This is a genomic window from Rhodococcus sp. ACPA4, assembly GCF_002300185.1.
In the GTDB taxonomy this organism is placed as follows: domain Bacteria; phylum Actinomycetota; class Actinomycetes; order Mycobacteriales; family Mycobacteriaceae; genus Rhodococcus_F; species Rhodococcus_F globerula.
In genome coordinates this window covers 3,434,363-3,452,871 of the sequence record NZ_NSDY01000001.1, presented here as the reverse complement: position 1 = coordinate 3,452,871, position 18,509 = coordinate 3,434,363, and the positions used below count along the sequence as shown (strand labels likewise).

At 61.4% G+C, this 18,509-nt stretch carries 22 protein-coding genes; 10 read left to right on the top strand and 12 right to left on the bottom strand.

What is annotated here, in order from left to right:
- Nucleotides 1-177 precede the first annotated feature (177 nt).
- On the bottom strand, nt 178-633 hold the full coding sequence (locus tag CJ178_RS15595) for a DoxX family protein (RefSeq protein WP_095887082.1): 456 nt from the start codon (nt 631-633) through the stop codon (nt 178-180).
- Between the two features lie 193 nt (nt 634-826).
- Between CJ178_RS15595 and CJ178_RS15590 the strand changes: the two genes are divergently transcribed.
- On the top strand, nt 827-2,473 hold the full coding sequence (locus CJ178_RS15590; RefSeq protein ID WP_095887081.1) for an MFS transporter: 1,647 nt from the start codon (nt 827-829) through the stop codon (nt 2,471-2,473).
- Here the strand turns inward: CJ178_RS15590 and CJ178_RS15585 are convergent.
- Nucleotides 2,460-3,080, bottom strand: a complete 621-nt coding sequence (locus CJ178_RS15585; protein ID WP_033237352.1) for a malonic semialdehyde reductase — start codon at nt 3,078-3,080, stop codon at nt 2,460-2,462. The genes CJ178_RS15590 and CJ178_RS15585 overlap by 14 nt on opposite strands.
- 106 nt (nt 3,081-3,186) lie before the next feature.
- Here CJ178_RS15585 and CJ178_RS15580 point away from each other — a divergent pair, with 106 nt between their 5' ends.
- Nucleotides 3,187-3,540, top strand: coding sequence for a winged helix-turn-helix transcriptional regulator (locus CJ178_RS15580; RefSeq protein ID WP_095887080.1), 354 nt, complete (start codon nt 3,187-3,189; stop codon nt 3,538-3,540).
- A 1-nt stretch (nt 3,541) separates the two neighbouring features.
- On the opposite strand, the gene CJ178_RS15575 is transcribed toward CJ178_RS15580, so the two are convergent.
- Nucleotides 3,542-3,958 (bottom strand): PPOX class F420-dependent oxidoreductase, encoded by a 417-nt coding sequence (locus CJ178_RS15575; RefSeq protein WP_095887079.1) that lies wholly within the window; start codon nt 3,956-3,958, stop codon nt 3,542-3,544.
- Nucleotides 3,959-4,291: 333 nt separating this feature from the next.
- On the opposite strand from CJ178_RS15575, the gene CJ178_RS15570 reads away from it, so the two are divergent.
- Nucleotides 4,292-5,020 carry an esterase/lipase family protein gene (locus tag CJ178_RS15570; RefSeq protein ID WP_095888000.1) on the top strand — a complete coding sequence of 243 codons (729 nt, stop codon included), beginning with the start codon at nt 4,292-4,294 and terminating at the stop codon, nt 5,018-5,020.
- Between the two features lie 15 nt (nt 5,021-5,035).
- On the opposite strand, the gene CJ178_RS15565 is transcribed toward CJ178_RS15570, so the two are convergent.
- From CJ178_RS15565 to CJ178_RS15555, 3 genes are read right to left on the bottom strand one after another with little or no spacing between them, the layout of a single operon-like run.
- Complete coding sequence (locus tag CJ178_RS15565; RefSeq protein WP_095887078.1) at nt 5,036-6,229, bottom strand: acetyl-CoA C-acetyltransferase; 1,194 nt, start codon at nt 6,227-6,229, stop codon at nt 5,036-5,038.
- Entirely contained in the window at nt 6,226-6,888 is a 663-nt protein-coding gene (locus CJ178_RS15560; protein ID WP_095887077.1) for a CoA transferase subunit B, read from the bottom strand. Before CJ178_RS15560 ends, CJ178_RS15565 begins: the two co-directional genes overlap by 4 nt.
- Nucleotides 6,885-7,652: a CoA transferase subunit A gene (locus tag CJ178_RS15555; protein WP_172937628.1), complete on the bottom strand. Its 768-nt coding sequence runs from the start codon at nt 7,650-7,652 to the stop codon at nt 6,885-6,887. The genes CJ178_RS15560 and CJ178_RS15555 overlap by 4 nt, the downstream gene beginning before the upstream one ends.
- A 169-nt stretch (nt 7,653-7,821) precedes the next feature.
- On the opposite strand from CJ178_RS15555, the gene CJ178_RS15550 reads away from it, so the two are divergent.
- Nucleotides 7,822-8,601, top strand: coding sequence for an IclR family transcriptional regulator (locus CJ178_RS15550; protein ID WP_084702460.1), 780 nt, complete (start codon nt 7,822-7,824; stop codon nt 8,599-8,601).
- Between the two features lie 14 nt (nt 8,602-8,615).
- Here the strand turns inward: CJ178_RS15550 and CJ178_RS15545 are convergent, their stop codons facing one another.
- A complete protein-coding gene (locus tag CJ178_RS15545) occupies nt 8,616-9,467 on the bottom strand; it encodes an alpha/beta fold hydrolase (RefSeq protein WP_095887076.1) in 852 nt (283 codons plus the stop codon).
- A 201-nt stretch (nt 9,468-9,668) separates the two neighbouring features.
- Between CJ178_RS15545 and CJ178_RS15540 the strand changes: the two genes are divergently transcribed.
- Nucleotides 9,669-9,872, top strand: coding sequence for a PspC domain-containing protein (locus CJ178_RS15540; RefSeq protein ID WP_033237019.1), 204 nt, complete (start codon nt 9,669-9,671; stop codon nt 9,870-9,872).
- A gap of 9 nt (nt 9,873-9,881) precedes the next feature.
- Here CJ178_RS15540 and CJ178_RS15535 read toward each other — a convergent pair whose 3' ends face one another.
- A complete protein-coding gene (locus CJ178_RS15535) occupies nt 9,882-10,541 on the bottom strand; it encodes a TetR/AcrR family transcriptional regulator (RefSeq protein ID WP_257013195.1) in 660 nt (219 codons plus the stop codon).
- A gap of 100 nt (nt 10,542-10,641) precedes the next feature.
- Here CJ178_RS15535 and CJ178_RS15530 point away from each other — a divergent pair, with 100 nt between their 5' ends.
- Nucleotides 10,642-12,141 (top strand): MFS transporter, encoded by a 1,500-nt coding sequence (locus CJ178_RS15530; RefSeq protein WP_033237018.1) that lies wholly within the window; start codon nt 10,642-10,644, stop codon nt 12,139-12,141.
- Nucleotides 12,142-12,202: 61 nt separating this feature from the next.
- On the opposite strand, the gene CJ178_RS15525 is transcribed toward CJ178_RS15530, so the two are convergent.
- Nucleotides 12,203-12,907 (bottom strand): TetR/AcrR family transcriptional regulator, encoded by a 705-nt coding sequence (locus CJ178_RS15525; protein ID WP_045064834.1) that lies wholly within the window; start codon nt 12,905-12,907, stop codon nt 12,203-12,205.
- A 142-nt stretch (nt 12,908-13,049) separates the two neighbouring features.
- Here CJ178_RS15525 and CJ178_RS15520 point away from each other — a divergent pair, with 142 nt between their 5' ends.
- Complete coding sequence (locus tag CJ178_RS15520; RefSeq protein WP_045066699.1) at nt 13,050-13,487, top strand: GtrA family protein; 438 nt, start codon at nt 13,050-13,052, stop codon at nt 13,485-13,487.
- 35 nt (nt 13,488-13,522) lie between these two features.
- Nucleotides 13,523-14,293: an ABC transporter permease gene (locus CJ178_RS15515; protein ID WP_045064832.1), complete on the top strand. Its 771-nt coding sequence runs from the start codon at nt 13,523-13,525 to the stop codon at nt 14,291-14,293.
- On the opposite strand, the gene CJ178_RS15510 is transcribed toward CJ178_RS15515, so the two are convergent.
- The gene (locus CJ178_RS15510) at nt 14,271-14,942 is read right to left on the bottom strand and encodes an NAD(P)H-binding protein (RefSeq protein ID WP_095887074.1); all 672 of its coding nucleotides are present in this window, start codon (nt 14,940-14,942) and stop codon (nt 14,271-14,273) included. The two genes, CJ178_RS15515 and CJ178_RS15510, sit on opposite strands and share 23 nt — an antisense overlap.
- 184 nt (nt 14,943-15,126) lie before the next feature.
- Here CJ178_RS15510 and CJ178_RS32490 point away from each other — a divergent pair, with 184 nt between their 5' ends.
- On the top strand, nt 15,127-15,375 hold the full coding sequence (locus CJ178_RS32490; RefSeq protein ID WP_133637934.1) for a hypothetical protein: 249 nt from the start codon (nt 15,127-15,129) through the stop codon (nt 15,373-15,375).
- Here CJ178_RS32490 and CJ178_RS15505 read toward each other — a convergent pair.
- Nucleotides 15,288-16,751 carry a flavin-containing monooxygenase gene (locus tag CJ178_RS15505; RefSeq protein WP_095887073.1) on the bottom strand — a complete coding sequence of 488 codons (1,464 nt, stop codon included), beginning with the start codon at nt 16,749-16,751 and terminating at the stop codon, nt 15,288-15,290. The genes CJ178_RS32490 and CJ178_RS15505 overlap by 88 nt on opposite strands.
- A gap of 183 nt (nt 16,752-16,934) precedes the next feature.
- Between CJ178_RS15505 and CJ178_RS15500 the strand changes: the two genes are divergently transcribed.
- Nucleotides 16,935-18,068: an alpha/beta hydrolase gene (locus CJ178_RS15500; RefSeq protein ID WP_257013194.1), complete on the top strand. Its 1,134-nt coding sequence runs from the start codon at nt 16,935-16,937 to the stop codon at nt 18,066-18,068.
- Here CJ178_RS15500 and CJ178_RS15495 read toward each other — a convergent pair.
- Nucleotides 18,065-18,439, bottom strand: a complete 375-nt coding sequence (locus CJ178_RS15495; protein ID WP_095887071.1) for a CD225/dispanin family protein — start codon at nt 18,437-18,439, stop codon at nt 18,065-18,067. The two genes, CJ178_RS15500 and CJ178_RS15495, sit on opposite strands and share 4 nt — an antisense overlap.
- Nucleotides 18,440-18,509 lie beyond the last annotated feature (70 nt).

Sequence of the window (18,509 nt, the reverse complement as noted above, 5' to 3'; positions counted from 1 at the left end):
GTGTTTACGTCGACCCTCGTCCAAAAAGTTCAGTACTGCAACTATTTCGGATAGCTGCGTGTCGGATGTTGCTCAACAGACGAAAAGCCGGCGTCACCCGCAGGTATATGCGGTGTGACGCCGGCTGTTCGGCAATCGTAGGTTCGGGTCAGATTGTCGCTCTGGATAAATGACGGACTACGGGCTGGAAGTTCCTACTGCAACTGGCTCGTCCGCTACTTCGCTGGAGGTGGCCTTGGCTCGTCTGAGGTTGTCCAAAGCAGCAGCGCCCGGCCCGATGAAGACCAGCAGGAGCAAGGACCAGCAGAACAGCACAACCGAGTCTCCCTCGTTCTGGATGGGGAGCAAGCCGTCGGGCTGATGCTTCCAGAAGTAGGCAACGGCCATGGAACCCGAGGCAATGAAAGCTGCTGCGCGAGTGCCGAGTCCGATGATGATCAACGTGCCGGCCACCAGCTCGATCGTCGCTGCCCAGCCGCCGGGCCAGTCCGTCCACGACGATGTGTTTCCGCCCCATGGAGCTACCGGCCATCCGGTCAGTGTCGACAGGCCATGGCAGAGAAACAGGAAACCGACAACGATGCGGAATGCTGCAATGCCCCACGGCGCCGCTGCGCTGGAAATGTTTTTCACCGGAGGAGCATTACACACTCGAGTATGGTTTGCCTACCCTAAAAACTGGACGGGTGTCCGAGGTCCTTCCGTGTGGGTTTACATCCCAAATGTGCGGCAAGGTAACTGAGGCAAGGGCGTCGGAGATTTTGCTGCGAGTTCAAAGAATGCGGCCTAGGGTAAATCCACCAATCCGCCCTTATGGGAGTGTGACATGGACAAGCCGAATACGGAGACCACACCCGAGCCCGACAAGTCTGCAGTCAAGAACAAGTGGGCCGCCCTGATCGTACTGGTCGGCGGTCTGGCGATGATCGTCATCGACGGCACCATCGTCGGAGTAGCGCTCCCGGTTCTGATCGACGATCTGAAGTTGAATTTCGACGACGCGCAATGGGTCAACAGTCTCTATTCGGTGATCTTTGCTGCGCTTCTGCTCACTGCAGGTCGGTTAGGCGACAGATTGGGCCGCCGACGTCTGTACGTCGTCGGTATCGCGATATTCGTGGTCGGTAGCTTGTTGGCCTCTACCGCGGACGGCGCAACCAGCCTGATTGTGGCCAGAGCGATTCAAGGCGTCGGTGGTGCGTGCGTACTGCCCGCCACGCTGTCCTCGATGAACTCGATCTTCAGAGGCAAGGACAGGGCGGTGGCGTTCGGCGTGTGGGGTGCCGTCATCGCCGGCGTTGCTGCGATAGGTCCGCTACTCGGTGGCTGGATCACCACGTACTTCACCTGGCCGTGGATTTTTGTCATCAACGTGCCGATCGGCATCGCCCTGATGATCGCGACATACATGGTGGTTCCCGAAACCCGAGCCGGGGTCGTCGAACCGGGGCTCGATGTTCTGGGACTGTTCTTGAGCGCCTTCGGTTTCGGTGCGTTGATCTTTGCACTTATCGAGGGTGGCACACTCGGTTGGTGGACTCAGAAGGCGGATCTGCATCTCTTCGGTATCACGTGGTCCGCCGACGCACCACTATCCGTGGTTCCGACGATCGGCACGATCGGTATCCTCCTGCTGCTGGGATTTGTGTTGTGGGAGAGGCATCGTGGACGAATTCACCGATCTGCGATTCTGGACATGAATTTGTTCTTCACGCCCACCTTCAGCTGGGGCAACGTGACTGCCATGACGGTCGCGATCGCCGAATTCGGCTTGTTGTTCGTACTGCCGCTCTATCTCGTCAACGCATTGGGCCTGAGTACGATGGGCGCAGGCTTCGTGCTTGCCGCGATGGCCGGTGGCGCTTTCATATCCGGTTCGCTCGCAAGGCATCTCACTGCGCTGATCGGCGCACCCCGAACAGTGATTCTGGGATTGCTCCTGGAAGTTGTCGGTGTTGTCGTAGTTGCTGTTTTTGTCAGTTCGACTGTCGCGCCGTGGCTTCTGGCGCTGCTTCTGGTGGTCTACGGAACCGGCCTCGGATTGGCCTCCGCGCAGCTCACCGGAATTACCCTGGCAGACATACCGACCGAAGAATCCGGTCAGGGATCAGCGACGCAGAGCACGGTTCGCCAGCTGGGCTCGGCCATCGGAAGTGCCGTCGTCGGCGCAGTATTGGCGTTCGGGTTGTCGAGAAACATGCCAGGCACGCTCGAATCAGGGGGAGTGCCGTCGTCCGAAGCAATCCAACTGTCCGACGCGACACGAGAATCCGCAGGCAGTTCTATCGGAGTCCTGCGGGAGCAGGGGACGCACGGACAACTGGGCGAAGCCGGCCCAGATGTCGTGCGTCTGCTCTCCGACGGATTTGCGGAAGCGACGCGCTACTCGCTTTACGTGTCGGCGGCGTTCCTCGTCCTGGGTCTGATCGGAGCGTTTCGAGTGCAGGCGAGCGCCAGACTCAGGCCCAGCTGAGTGCGTCTTCGTTGGACAGGCGCGGCAGGCGGTCGAACCACGGGTTCTCGCCGGGATGGCCGATGTTGACCACGAGAGTGGTCTTGAAGCGGCCGTCGGCGAAGAACTCGCCGTCGATGCCCGCAGCGTCGAATCCGGCCATCGGGCCGGCGACCAGGCCCTGTGCGCGGATCGCGAGAATCACGTAGCCGGCCTGCAGGGCGGCGTTGAACCGACTGGTCGACGTGGCAGCAGCCTCGTCGGACGCGAAGTGGTCCTTCATTTCCGGGCGGATCGGGAAGAGCGCCGGGATGTGCTCGTAGAACTTGGTGTCGACAGCGAGGACCGCGACTGCCGGCGCGGAAGCAGTCTTGGCTTTGTTGCCGTCGGCCATGTGCTCTACAAGGCGCGCTTTACCCTCCTCTGTCCGTACGAACAGCACGCGAAGCGGGTTGGTGTTGGCTGCGGTCGGCGCCCACTTCGCGAGTTCCCAGATCGCGGTGAGTTCGTCGTCGGTCACTGGTTCGTTGGAGAAAGAGTTGGCCGTGCGAGCTTCGGTGAAGAGAAGTTCGCGGCTGGCGGTGTCGAGCTGCTTTGCGGTAAATGGGGTGGCTGCGTCGATTGACATCGGTGGTTCCGTTCCGTGATGGCTTGCCAGGCATCTCCGGCAAGACGAGTTGCTAGTAAAAACAAAGTGACTATGAGTACGTTAGCACTGACGCTAGGATGGTGAAGTGGAGAGTAAGAGTGGAACTGATCATCAACCCCGCGTCTGTGATGCGGCGTTGGCACGGGCTTTCCGCTTTCTCGGCAAACGCTGGAACGGTGTCATCCTCGCAACGCTGCTCGGTGGGCCTGCGGGATTTGCCGAACTCAAGCGTGCTGTCGGGGGAATCAGCGACTCCGTGCTCTCGGACCGATTGACCGAACTGGCTGGTGCCGGCCTGGTCACACGGACCGTCGACGCCGGTCCGCCCATCGCGGTGGAGTACGAACTCACGGCGTCGGGGCAGGCGCTGCTCCCCGCTCTCAGCGAACTGACAACGTGGGCCGCCGAAAACCTGCCACCCGAGAGTTGCTCGAACTGACCTACTGCGTGTGAATAGTCTTGTGAGATTCGTACCAGGTGTCACCTGTCGGTTCTCCGCCCAAGTTCCAACTCCACGAGACCGTCGGTGTGATGCGTGAGTAGACCCCGGGGCCGACCATGCCCACCCTGTCGATCGGCGGTTCGGCAATGCCGTAGATCCTGATTCCGCGCGCGACGAATGGCTCGAACGACGGCATGTCATCGATGACCAGTGCAACCTCGTAGTGCCCTGAGCGGATGTTGCGGAATTTGCGGGTATTGACGACGGCCTCGCCGACCCCACCTATCCATAGGTGAGTGCCGTCGTATTCGAAGGCCAACGGCACGACGTCCGGTTGACCGTCTGGGCCCACAGTGGCAACTCTCGCAAGAGGTTGCGACGCCATGTACTCGATTTCCTGGTCTGTGAACGACATCAATTGATCCTTCCGCAGGTTCGCGACAAGTCCGCAACGTAGTTGCAACGTATGCGCCAATAGTGTTCTGGATCACACCGAGTTTCCACCTCGGAAACTGGTGCGCAGTATCGGTCCAGGTTCGCTACCGGTGGCGATCACGGACAAGGCTCCGTGGGTTGAGAACACAGCCCACGGAACCGTCCCCTCCGGCCAGGTGGGGCGAACCGCCCGGACACCGGCCGACAAGGAGTCCAGGTGTCTGTCGCGGCGGATACGTCTGTAGTGGAGCTCGGGTGCTCCGAGCTTCCCGAAACTTTCCCCGAGCTTCTTCCCGGCCCGCCGTCGTTGGCGATGTGCCTGACGGAACCGCCGCGCGGGCTCGCCGACATTGCGTCGCTGGTGCTCGCGGCACCGTGGTTGCTCCGTTCGCCGCGAGGTGACGGACACCCGATTCTGGTCCTGCCGGGATTGTTGGCGTCCGACACGTCGACGATGGCACTGCGCGCGTACTTGCGGTTTCTCGGATATCGAGTCCACGGCTGGAACCTCGGCATCAACACCGGGCCGACGCCTCAGGTTGTCGACGGTCTGCCTGGGGTCCTCGCAGGTCTGGCGGATCGCTACGACAAACCGGTGTCGGTGATCGGGTGGAGCTTGGGCGGAATCTATGCCCGCCAACTTGCGCGGGATCTCCCGCACGCCGTGCGCCAGGTGATCACCCTGGGAAGTCCATTCGGGCTGAGTAACCTGCAGCAAACGCGTGTCGGTGCGCTGTACTCACGTATGTCCGGCAACCATGCGATTCTTCCACCCGTCAACGGTATCGAGTGGGAACTCGGTCACCCGTTACCCGTTCCGGCAACGGCGCTCTACTCCAAGCGGGACGGTGTGGTTCCGTGGCAGGTGTGCCGCGACTTCCCGTCGGATCGTTCGGAAAGTGTTGCGGTACATGGCAGTCACATGGGGTTGACGCACAATCCTTCGGCGTTGTGGGCCGTGGCCGACCGGCTCGCGCAGGCCGCAGATACCTGGAATCCGTTTGTCGTTCCCAGGCATCTGCGGCGACTGTATCCGCGCTGAACCGTCGTCTGGCCTCTAGGCCTTGGGTACGCGGACGATCAGTGCGTCGCCCTGCCCGCCGCCGCCGCACAGTGCGGCCGCGCCGATGCCGCCGCCGCGGCGCGCCAACTCGAGTGCCAGGTGCAGCGCGATCCGGGCACCGGACATCCCGAGGGGATGCCCGACGGCGATGGCGCCGCCGTTGACGTTCACCTTCGCCGGATCGAGGCCGAGCTCACGCGTGGAGGCGATACCGACGGCCGCGAACGCCTCGTTGATCTCGACGAGATCGAGATCGGCGGGCGCGATGCCTTCCTTCGCGCAGGCCTTCGCGATGGCCCGCGCCGGCTGGGACTGCAGAGTCGAATCGGGTCCGGCGACCACACCGTGGGCACCGATCTCCGCGATCCACGCCACACCGAGTTCTTCGGCCTTGGCCTTGCTCATCACGACCACGGCGGCGGCGCCGTCGGAGATCGGCGACGCGGAGCCGGCGGTGATGGTGCCGTCCTTGCTGAACGCGGGACGCAGTTTGCCGAGGGATTCGACGGTGGTGTCGGCGCGGATGCCCTCGTCCTGCGTGAAGACGATCGGATCGCCCTTGCGCTGCGGGATGGAGACGGGGACGACCTCGTTGTCGAAGAGGCCGTCTTTCCAGGCGCGGGCGGCGTTCTGGTGTGAGGCCGCGGCAAAGGCGTCCTGCTCCGCGCGGGTGATGTGGGTGTCGTCCTGCTGGTTGACCTGTTCGGTGAGCAGGCCCATCGCCTGGTCGGTGAAGATGTCGTGCAGGCCGTCGTACGCCATGTGGTCACGCATCGTGACGTCGCCGTACTTGAACCCTTCGCGGCTTTTTTCGAGCATGTGCGGTGCGCGGGACATCGATTCCTGCCCGCCGGCGACGACGACGTCGAATTCGCCGGCGCGGATCAGCTGATCGGCCAGGGCGATGGCGTCGACACCGGAGAGGCACACCTTGTTGATGCTCAGGGCGGGAACGCTCATCGGGATGCCCGCGGCGACGGCGGCCTGGCGGGCCGGCATCTGACCGGCGCCGGCGGTGAGAACCTGACCCATGATGACGTACTCGACCTGCTCCGGGGCGACACCGGCCTTCTCGAGGGCGCCCTTGATGGCGATGCCACCGAGATCGGACCCGGACAGGTCCTTCAACGAACCCATGAGTCGACCCATCGGGGTACGGGCTCCGGCAACAATCACAGAACTGGTCATGTCAGGTCTACTTTCAATTCGGTGCCGGTGGCACTGACAACGTCATCGACAGTGACGCCGGGGGCCAATTCACGCAAGGTAAGTGTGCCGCCGTCGGTGACGTCGATGACTGCAAGGTTGGTGATGATGCGATCTACGACGCCTTGGCCGGTCAGCGGCAGGGTGCATGCGTCGACAATCTTGGGGTTGCCGTCGCGATCGGTGTGTTCCATGACGACGATGACACGGCGGGCACCATGGACAAGATCCATCGCGCCGCCCATGCCCTTGACCATCTTGCCGGGCACCATCCAGTTGGCGAGGTCGCCGGTCTTCGAGACCTGCATGCCACCGAGAACTGCGGTGTCGATGTGGCCGCCGCGGATCATGCCGAAGGAAAGAGCGGAATCGAAGTATGCCGCACCGGGATTGACGGTGACGGTTTCCTTGCCCGCGTTGATGAGATCCGGGTCGACGTTGTCCTCGGTGGGATACGGGCCGGTGCCCAGGATTCCGTTCTCCGAGTGAAGAACTACCCGAACGTCCGAGCCGAGGTACCCGGGGATCAAGGTGGGGAGACCGATTCCGAGGTTCACGTATTCGCCGTCGATCATCTCGGCCGCGGCACGGGCCGCCATGTCGTTGCGGGTCCAACCGGTCACTGTTGCTGATGCGGTCATCGTGTTGCTCCTTCGGACGCGCTGACGGTTCGCTTTTCGATTCGTTTGTTCTGGGGCCCGGTGTGGACAACACGCTGGACGAAAACCCCAGGAAGATGAACTGAAGCCGGGTCGATCTCGCCAGGCTCGACAAGCCGTTCCACCTGGGCGATGGTGATTCGCCCCGCCATAGCAGCGAGTGGGTTGAAGTTCATCGCCGTCTTGTCGAAGACGAGGTTGCCCTCGGTGTCACCCATGACGGCGTGAACCAGGGCGTAATCGGCCGTGATTGCTTCTTCCATCACGTATCGCTTGGTTCCGAAGGTGCGAGTTTCCTTGGGCGGGGACGCAATTGCGATGGAACCGTCGCTGTTGTAGCGCCAGGGCATGCCGCCGTCGGAGATAGGGCTACCGACACCTGCCGGAGTGAAGAACGCCGGGATTCCGGTTCCGCCGGCGCGCAGGCGTTCTGCCAGTGTTCCTTGCGGTGTCAGTTCCACTTCGAGTTCGCCAGCCAGGTACTGACGCGCGAATTCCTTGTTCTCGCCGACGTACGACGCCGTCACGCGCCGAATCCGACCGGCAGACAGCAGGATTCCGAGTCCGTGATCGTCAACGCCGCAGTTGTTGGAGAACACTTCGAGTTCCCGTGCGCTGGTTGCCGCGATCGCTTCGATCAAGGCGTCAGGGATTCCGCACAGTCCGAATCCGCCGACGGCCAGGGTCGCGGCGTCGGTGATGTCGGCGACCGCATCGGTCGCGGACTGGTACACCTTCGTTGCCATCGTCATCTCCCCATCTTGCGTTCATCTGACGAACGCATTGTTTTTCTCTGGATGAATTCAACTATGCGCAGATCCAGCAATCAATGACGATGGGAAAGATGATAGAAAATGGTCTCTGGGCGACCAATTCTCGTTGATACGTTCATTCAGTGAACGCTAGGATGGACACATGGCATCGAGGGAGCAAGCGCCGCACATGGTGGCTCGGGTGGCAGCGGTATTGCGTGCGGTCGCCGCGTCGGAACCAGACGGTGCAACGACCACTGAGCTGAGCAAGGCGGCCGATCTCGCTCGTCCGACGGCTCACAGGCTGCTTACGTCGCTGGCGGAAGAGGGTCTGGTGGACCGCGACGCGAAGAGCGGTCGTTGGTCTCTGGGGCCGGAGTTGTATCTCCTCGGTACCGCTGCGGGCAGTCGATATGACATCACCGACTCGGCGCGCGATGTTCTCGAGGATCTGGCCCGATTGACGGGGGAGAGTGCCTTCTTGTCCGCACGGCGCGGCGACGAAACAGTGTGTGTCGTGAGGCAGGAGGGGAGCTTTCCTCTGAGATCCCATGTGCTCTATGAAGGAAAACGATTTCCACTAGGCGTCGCGTCGGCTGGTCTGGTGATCCTGAGTCACTCGCCTGCCAGTGAGGTCGACAGTTATTTCGCGCGTAGAGATCTCGCCGCGGAGTGGGGAGACGGCCACAGTGAGGAAGCCGTTCGCCGTCGAATCAGCCTGACCCGCGCCGCCGGCTACGCGGTCAATCCGGCTCTCCTCGTCGAGGGGAGTTGGGGAATGGGCGCCGCCGTCTTCGACCGACGGGGACGGCCGGCGTGGGCCCTGAGCTTGACCGGTGTCGAGACTCGGTTCCGGCCGGACCGGATCCCCGAACTGGGAAGACTCCTGCTCGAGCAGGCACATGTCCTGACGACTCGGCTCAAAACCCACTCCGTACCGTAGAACTTGCCGCGTCACTACCGGAGGAGGAACTCGAGCGTGACTCGTTCGAATGCTTCTTTCGCTTCGACCATGACCCAGTGCCCGCAGTTCGGGAAGATGTGCAACTCGGCGTTCGGTATGAGTCGCATCGGGATCATCGGCATGTCGGGCGGGCACTGACGGTCGTCGAGGCCCCAGGTCAGCAATGTCGGGCATTGCACGCCGTGCATCATGGACCAGTACGGTGGCCGATTCGACTCGGACGTCATTTTCTGCTGCGCGGCAAAGGATTTGGACCCGTACATCGCTGCGAGGCTCTTGTGGGATTCCGGATCCTTGGCGCTCTCCCAGCGTTCCTCGATGCGTTCTTCGGTAATGATGCCGGGGTCATGCACCATGCATCGAAGCCATCGAATCAACTTCTCCCGAGTGGGACCGTCGGCAAATTCCTGAAGCAGTCGAGTGCCCTCGCTCGGGTTCTGGCTGAAAATGTTGGGGCCAACACCGCCGATCGTGACCAGTTTCTTCACTCGCTCGGGGTGCCGCATCGCCACGTTCGACCCGACGACACCGCCCATCGAGTTGCCGATCATCGCAGCGGATTCGATGTCCAAAGCATTCATGAAGCGAGTGACTGAGGAACCTGCGGTGACGACGGGATGCCCGTCGACGGGATCGCTGATGCCGAAGCCGGGGAATTCCAGTACGTAACAATGGAAGTGCTGCGCGAAGGTGGCAAGATTGCCGCGGTAGTTTCGCCATCCACTGACTCCGATTCCGGATCCGTGTAACAGAATCAGCGGTGGACCGTCGCCCGCCTCGTGATAACGCAATACCCCTTTGTCGGTAGCGATTTCTCTCTTGGTTCCCTCGTAGCTCACATCCATTCGGCAATGCTAGAACAGGTTTCAGTTTTGAGGTGTGTTTCTGTCGGGGTCAACCCTGATTGCGACTCGGGGTAGCACTGATACCTGAGGATGAGCCGCGGCCGGAAAGATGGGTCCTGCGCCCGATGTGCGGCGCGGCAGTTCGGCGGATAGTTGATGTCAACGCGGCAGTCGCCGCGACACGTACCGAAAGGTCAGTCCATGACGTCATCGATGAAGACCCGCAAGCTCACTCGTGCACGATCGGGTGCAATGTTCGGCGGTGTCTGCGCCGGCATTGCACGCTACTTCGGGTGGAAGGCGTCGACTGTTCGGTTGCTGTTCGTACTGTCGTGCTTGCTGCCCGGACCGCAGTTTCTGATCTACCTCGTGATGTGGATTTTCATTCCGCGCGAGGCGATCTGAGCGCGCTGTTCAGCGTTTGCGCGACTTCATGATCAGCTTTGCCTGATGCAGCTCGTCCGGCGTCAGGGGCGGCAAAGGTAAGGGGTCTCGGTGTTTGCCCTCGGCGCGGAGTCCGTCGAGCATCACCGACAGGAACCGGCGCCACACCGTCGGGTTGACGGGTTGGGCGAACTCGGTGACCGCTCCCACCATGAAGATGAGTCCGAAGAGATCGGTGGACACCGCATCGGGGCGCAGCATTCCGGCGTCTCGTGCTCGCCGAAAGATCTCTTCGACGGCAGGTTCGATGATGGATCGCTGACTCGCGACCTGCTCGCATCCCTCGTCTGTTCCGTTGAGTACGTCCTTGAGCCCGCGGTTGACAGACATTCGGCCACAAGCGAATTCGGCAAATGTCACCAAGGCGTCCCAGGGGTCCGGGTTGGCGAGTGACGCCTCGGTGGCAGCGGCCATGTCGGCGAAGTTCTGCTGGAAGACGCCGTCGATCAATTCTTCTTTGTTTGAGAACCGTCGGTACACCGTGCCGACGCCGACGCCGGCTCGGCGAGCCACGTCGTCGAGTGTGACGTCGATGCCTTCTTCTGCGTACAACTCACGCGCGGCGTCGATGATCAATCGCCTGTTGCGGGCGGCGTCGGCGCGAAGAGGGCGCTCCATTGCGGTGCTCATGATGTCCAGTTTACTCGCCAAGTGGAGACATGATCTCCATTTGGGTGTACCGTTTTTGCTAACCGGAGAAGCCATCTCCGCATAGCTCGGGCGAGGGAACATGTCAGAAACTGCTGAGTGGACTGAAATCGACAAGTCCCCGGCGCCTTCAGGGGACAACCACGCAAAACGGTGGCTGATTCTCGCGGTTCTGGGAATTGCGCAGCTCATGGTGGTCTTGGACGCCACCATCGTCAACATCGCGCTGCCGGCAGCGCAGCGTTCATTGGAATTCGGTGATTCCGATCGTCAGTGGATCATCACCGCGTACGCCTTGGCCTTCGGCAGCTTGCTGCTGCTCGGTGGCCGGTTGAGCGACCTGTTCGGCCGCAGGCGCACCTTTATCGTCGGGCTGATCGGATTTGCGGTTACCTCGGCAATCGGCGGCGCGGCGGTCAATTTCGAAATGCTGGTCGCCGCGCGTGCAGGTCAGGGCGTCTTCGGTGCGCTACTTGCTCCGGCGGCACTGTCACTACTGTCGGTGACCTTCACGGATCCGGCAGAACGGGCAAAGGCGTTCGGCATCTTCGGCGCAGTGGCCGGCGGCGGCGGCGCTATCGGATTGCTCCTCGGCGGTGCGCTTACCGAGTGGGTGGACTGGCGCTGGTGCCTGTATGTGAACCTGTTCTTCGCGGCAATCGCGCTGGTCGGAGCCGTGCTGCTGTTTGCGCCCCACGTCACTACCGGAGCCAGGCCGAAACTCGACATCCCCGGAACCGTTCTGGTGTCGATCAGCCTCTTCAGCATCGTCTTCGGATTCTCGAAGGCTGAATCGAACGGTTGGGGTGCCGGTACCACCATTGCGTGGCTGACCGCGGGCGTCGTATTCATGGCCGCATTCATCTACTGGCAGACCAAGTCCGACCATCCGCTGCTCCCGCTGCGAGTGGTCACCGATCGAATCCGCGCCGGCTCGTACCTGGCTATCTTCCTTTCCGGCGCAGGCATGTTCGCGGTCTTCTTGTTCTTGACGTACTACATGCAGTTGATCCTCGGATACACGCCGATCGTGACCGGTCTGGCCTTCATGCCCATGGTGTTCGGAATCGTCACGGCGGCAACGCTGTCCACGGCAGTACTTCTGCCGAGATTCGGTCCTCGTATCCTGATCACCAGCGGAATGGTCATCGCCGCAATCGGAATGACAATTCTGGCGCAGATTTCGGTGGACAGCACGTACGCCGTCCACATTCTGCCCGGACTGGTCGTCACCGGCCTCGGTATGGGCAGCATCTTCGCGCCGTCGATGCAGGGCGCAACCTCGGGTGTGCGCTACGAAGATGCCGGAGTTGCGTCGGCAACGGTCAACACGATGCAACAGGTGGGCGGTTCCATCGGGACAGCGCTACTGAGCACCATCGCGGCATCCGCGTCTACGAATTACCTCGTCGGTCGTGAGGTCAACCCCATCACGCAGGCGCAGGCCGCCGTCGAAAGTTACACCACGACGTTCTACTGGGCTGCAGCCATTTTTGCGGTCGGCGCTGTGCTGACGGCATTGGTTGTTCGGAGTGGACTACTCCCGACGGCACCTGAGGGTGAACCGGTTCTGGTGCACTGAGACAATGGTCGGGGCCGCTGTCTGAATGAACTGGTCAGCGGGCGGCCCCGACCTCCTCGACTCAGCAGGGGCCGTCCGGTCCACTTCCGTAACGGTGCATGACGTGGTCGAGTTGTTCGGTCGTGAGGGCCGGCACGGGAAGTTCACGGTGCGTGGTCCGCGATGCCCGCAAGCCGTCGATGATGAAGCCGAGAACGCGGCGGTATGCCTCCGGAGCATCGTCGCCCGTGAAATTCTGCGACAGCTTGATGGTCTGGATGAGAAGTGGAACGTCGCTGATTTCGAAGTCGTCGCGCAAGGTGCCCTCATCCTTCGCACGGTTGACGAGGGCGGCGGTACTGCGAGTGATGCTGGCACGGGCACGGGTGAACGCGTCGGACGTGAAACGGGCGTCCATCAGAATGTCGCCGAATCCGCGACTGTCTGCCATACGACGCGAGATCGCTTCGAGGTAGTGGACAAGCCCGTCCCAGGCGCCGGGAATCTCGAGTGACGTTGTCGCAAGGGATTCGATCTCCGCGCAGCGGGAGTCGAACAAGGCCTGGATCAATTCGTCCTTGCTGGCGAATCGTCGGTAGACGGTGCCGACTCCGACGCCCGCGTGACGAGCGACATCCGCCAGCGTGGCATCGAGGCCCTGGGCCCCGAAGACTTCACGCGCGGAACAGAGGATGCGTTCGAGGTTCGCTTGGGCGTCGGCACGCAGACGTGGCTGTCCGCAAATGTCCGACGATCCCACTAGTGCATCGGGGTGACTTGTCGGCATCCTCACAGTCTACGACACTAAGCGGAACATACGGTTCCGCTAGTGTTATATTGCTAAGCGGAACGAATGGTTCCGATTAACTTCACGAGAGAAGCCATTTATGAGCACGTCTGACATCTGGGTCGGGAGTAAAACGACCTCGATGATGGGTACGCGGAATATCGGCTTCTCGGGCCGCGCACTGCGGGCTCTCTCCGGTGACGGTGCGTTCATCCAGCTCATCCGATTCGCTCTTGTCGGCGGCATCAGTAACATCCTGTACTTCGCCGCGTTCCTTGCTCTGCATGGCGACGGAGTCCTTGTCGCCAACGCCGTGGGCGCGGTGCTCAGCACTATTCTTGCCAACGAACTTCATCGGCGGCTCACGTTCCACGCCGCTGACCGCGTCCACTGGTTCACCGCGCAGTGGGAAGGCGGCGGACTGGCACTTGTCGGACTGCTCGCCAGCTCGGCTGCCATCAGCGCACTCGGTTTCCTGTTCCCCGGCGCAACTGGCGTTGTACAAGCCGGCCTCGTGATCGGAGTCAGCGCACTCGTCGGAGGCCTGCGCTTTGTCGCCCTCCGCGGATGGGTGTTCTGACCGAACCAGACGCAGCGTGCGGAACACTGTGAGTCATGAGCATGTCGATAGCCGACTCCGGTATCCGTCTCGGGCTGCTCTGTCTGGCGATGGCGGTGTTGGCGGCGCTCGTTTATCGCTTCACTCGCATCGGCAGTGTTCGTGTCGTCCCCGGTGCGCTGGTGCGCGGCGCCATCCAATTGGCAGCGATTTCCTTGATCCTGGCTGCTGCTCTCGCTCACCTCTGGTCGGCGGTACTCGTGCTGATCGGGATGTTTGCGGCCGCGTCATTCACGGCTGCGCGTAGATCGAACTCCGGTCGCTCCGGCGTTTGGCTGAGTGCCGCTGTGCTCGCGGGCATCGCCGTTGTGCTCCCACTCATGCTCATATCAGGGGTGGTTCCCTTGGAGGGGGTTGCGATCGTGCCGATCGGCGGGATCGTGATGGGCGGCGCTATGACCGCGACATCGATGGCCGCTAAACGTGGACTCGACGCCGTCGACTCCCGATACGGTGAGGTCGAAGCTGCCCTCAGCCTTGGTTTTTCGCAGCGCGACGCCCGGTGGGAGGTGGCGAGAACTGCCGCCGCCGACGCTTTGCTGCCAGGAGTCGACCAGACGCGAACCGTCGGCCTGGTGACTTTGCCCGGAGCGTTTGTCGGCGTTCTGCTTGCGACGGGATCCGCGGTGCAGGCCGGGGCTGTGCAGATCCTCGTATTGGCAGGGCTGTTGTTGGCGCAAACCTGCGCGGTAGCTGTTGCCGTGGAGTTGGTTGCGCGAGGCCGCGTCTACCGAGGTAGGAGAGTCAGAGCTGCGCGAGTTCGTTGATCTTGTTGCTGCGCAGGACCCGATCGGGCAGATCAGGGGCGTTCGACGCGAGAGTGATCATTGCCGTACCGATGTTCTCACTTGTTGTGACGCTTGCCGGCAGCACAATGCGCAGCAGTGGGTACAACCCCGCTGACAGTTGATAGAACGCCTTGTACCACCACGTCTTCGACGGTGATCCGGGGTGCGGGCGGATAAACCCCGGCCGGAAGATGTAGACGGTCAGAGGTAGTGCCAGCAGTGCGTTCTCGGTTGCGCCACGTACCCGCTTCCACATGGTCGTGCTGGTCTCTGTGGAGTCGGCACTCTCGCCGGAAACGTAGACGAACACCATGTGCGGATTCAGCCGTGCGAGTGTCGTCGCGGCAGCGAGTGTGAGGTCGCGGGTGATCCGGGTGTAGTCGGTTTCGTTCATTCCGGCAGACGAGGCACCGAGGCAGAAGAAGCAGGCATCGGCGCCGATGAGGTCTCCCTCGATGCTCGTGAGATCAAGCAGATCGCGATGAACGATGTCGACTATTTTTGCGTCGCCGATCGTGATCGGATTACGGCCGACGGTCACTACCGTGTCGATTCGCGAATCCGTCAGGCACTCGCGCAGAACACTGTTGCCCACCATTCCCGTTGCCCCGAAAATTACGACCTTCATCTGTGTTGCCCCCCGTTGTCGAATTCTGCGTTGTCGAATTCTGCGAACACACTACGCAGCGGTGTCGGGGCGGAGTATGCCGGAGCGCCAACTGAACGTTTGACCTGCAACGATTGGTCTCTTTCATCCAACTTGCGACCAAAGTCCCTACAAACCGTCCGGACGGTAGGGAGAGGATGGGTGCATGGACGAAGCGGGGGACGAGCTACATGTGCTCGGGTCGGAAACCGCCGGTCGATGTGTGGAGGCGTTGACCATCATCGTTTTCGGCGCGCTGTGTGCTGTTGTCGCAGGTTCCGCGATGTGCCTTCTCATCGGTGTGGTGGTGGGACTCGTTCGACTGGTCTACCTGTTTGCGCGCGAGTTGTTCTTCGAGAACGACATGTGGTCGTTGATGCTCCCGAACGTCGAGTGGAAGCGATCCAGGATGTAATTCTGACGCATGTTCCAGGGCGACTTCGATCCTTGCTTCGGGAATTGTTCGACGGCACGCATCACATATCCCGACTCGAGATCGAGAATGGGGCGTTGATCCATGTCCTCGGTTACCTGCGGAACGCAGGTGGAGTATCCGCGCTTGTCCATCTCGGCGAGCAGGCGGCACACGTACATAGACGTCAGGTCTGCCCGCAGCGTCCACGACGCGTTGGTATACCCGACGCACATCGCGAGATTCGGAACTTCGCTGATCATCATGCCTTTGTAGACGTATCGATCGCCAAGGGATACCGGCTCACCGTCTACGTCGAGGGACATTCCGCCACAGGCTTCCATCTTCAATCCTGTTGCTGTGACCACGATGTCCGCGTCGAGTTCAGTGCCGGACATCAAGCGAATCCCGGACTCGGTGAACGTCTCGATGCGATCGGTTTCGATGGAGGCCTTGCCGGATTTCAGCGCCTTGAACAGATCGCCGTCGGGTACGACGCATAGTCGCTGATCCCACGGGTCATAGGCGGGCGTGAAGTGCGGATCGATCGGAACATCATGGGGGAGTTGCCGCTTGGCGGCTATGCTCAGTAGCTTCTTCGCGCGTGCCGGGCTGCGACGGCACAGTTGGTAGAAGCCGAGATTGACCAGGACGCTTTTCCACCGGGCCACACTGTGTGCCACCTTGCTCGGCAGGTACTTGCGGAAGGAATCCGCGATCTTGTCTTTCGACGCCAACGTGAGAATGTACGACGGCGACCGCTGCAGCATCGTGACGTGCTCGGCGCTCTTGGACATCGTGGGGACCAAAGTGACTGCGGTAGCGCCACTTCCGATCACAACCACCTTCTTGCCGGTGTAATCGAGATCGTCCGGCCAGAACTGTGGATGCACGACGGTTCCGCCAAACGTTTCCAAGCCTGGGAAATCGGGTGTGTATCCGGCGTCGTAGCTGTAGTAGCCGCTGCAGAGATAGAGAAAATTGCAGGTGAGTGTGTGTTCCCGATCCTCGGACACGACAGTGAGCGTCCAGACCGACGTTTCCGACGACCAGGACGCGGCAGTCACTTTCTGGTTGTACCGAATCTTCTGATCGATACCGTTCTCCCTGGCGGTGTCCCGGACGTATTGCAGGATCGACGGGCCGTCGGCGATTGCCTTGGCATCGGTCCACGGGCGGAACGGATACCCCAGCGTGAACATGTCGGAGTCGGAGCGAATGCCGGGATACTTGAACAGATCCCAGGTTCCGCCACTGTTCGAGCGAGCCTCGAGAATGGCGTACGACTTTCCGGGAAGCTCGGTTTGAAGGCGATACGCAGCACCGATACCCGACAGGCCTGCACCGACGATCAGTACATCGAGGTGTTCGGTGCTCATCTGTGTACTCCGTATCGAGTGCGCCGTCCCGGTGAAAAGGTGGTCGAAACCCAGCCTACTGACCGATGCGCCGGCGATCGAAATCGGAACCTCGCGCCGCGAAGCTCCACAATTCACGGCTGTTATGGCAGATGATGGGATGTCCGAGTACACGTCATGGGCATTGTTATGGAGAAAAGAAACATGGGCTGTTCGAGTAGGGTCGGCGCGGCACTGGTGGTTGTGTGTACAGCGCTGTCACTGAATGCGACAGTTGCGCGCGCGGAAGAACCGATCGCGGGATCGGTTGTCTCTCATATGCCACTCGCCGCGGCGACGCTACCGATTGGAGCCGCCGTTTCCGAACAGATTGTCTACCGAACTCTTCGGACGGCCGATCGGCAAGGAATCTCGTCGGGTTCGATATTCCTGCCGGAGGGGGCACCGCCGACGGGTGGGTGGCCGGTGATCTCGTACGCCCACGGAACGGTGGGCAGCGCTGATCGCTGCGCGCCTTCGGTGGCCGGGTTCTACGAGACCGAACGACGCCCCATCGAGCGATGGTTGGCGGAGGGCTACGCAGTTGTGGCGACGGACTACTCGGGACTCGGGACCGAGGGCGCTCTGGCCTACCTCGACGGCCCAGCCGCGGGTGCCAACGCAATCGACATCGTTCGCGCCGCGCACGAGGTGTACGGCGACGTGCTGGACGAACGCTGGATGGTGGCGGGTCTGTCGGAAGGTGGGCATGCTGCCTACTTCGCCGGCCATGAAGCAAGTTCCCGCGCACCGGAATTGGATTTCCGGGGCACAGTGGTTGTTGCCGGACCTACTCACCTGGAGGGGTTGTTCCCGCTCGGTGGCCCGTTGTTCCCGGAGTTGGGTATTCCCGGCCTCGTGGTTTATGTCCTCTACCTTCTCGGTGGGATCGATGATCAGCGCCCGGAAGAGAATGTCCGACAGTATCTTTCGCCCCTCGGAATTTCGTGGATGGAGAAGGCTGCGACGCAGTGTGCGGTCGATATCGGTAAGACTGTTGCAAGCGAGAGGGTTCCCTTGGGCGCTCTCTTTTCTCAATCGCTGTGGACGCCACACATTTACGAATTGATGCGAGAGATGCTTCAGGTTCCTGTCGACGGTTACGACCGGCCGTTGCGCATCGTTCAGTCCACCGCCGACACAACACTCCCCATTCCGTTCACCTGGGCGCAACTCGTCGATCTACGTTCCAGAGGTACGCAATTCGAGTATCAAGAAATCCAGGGAGTCCCCCACAGTCAGTCCGTGATTGCATCGATGGATCAGACTGTCGAGTTCACGCAGCGAGTATTGCGCTAGCGCATGCGGCGATGAAAATCGCTGTCGCCGGTCTGCGCGAACCACACTATTGCCGCGATCGCGTACAGGATGACGAAGATCAACAGCAGCCCGCCCGCTATCACGAGTGATATCTGTCCAAGCCTCTTGACCCGGTCCGATGCGTAGCGTGAACCGTCCGCGTCGCCGTCCGCCCACAACGGATACACGTTGAACGCGTGGTTGAAAGCCGAGAAGGCCAGCGGCCAGAAGAAGAGCAAGGACACCACCGCCCACCCGGCATTGACCGGTGGGCGGTCGGGGTTCCGCGGGAAGGCTGCAGACGTGGGTTGCGCAGCGGTGGGTTGCGCAGCGGTGGGTTGCGACCGAGGGGGTTGTTCCGAACTTGTCATGATGGGCTCCTGACATGAGGGTTCTCCTCGACGCTACTGCGATTCAGCTCGAGAATCATCGGAGTAACCC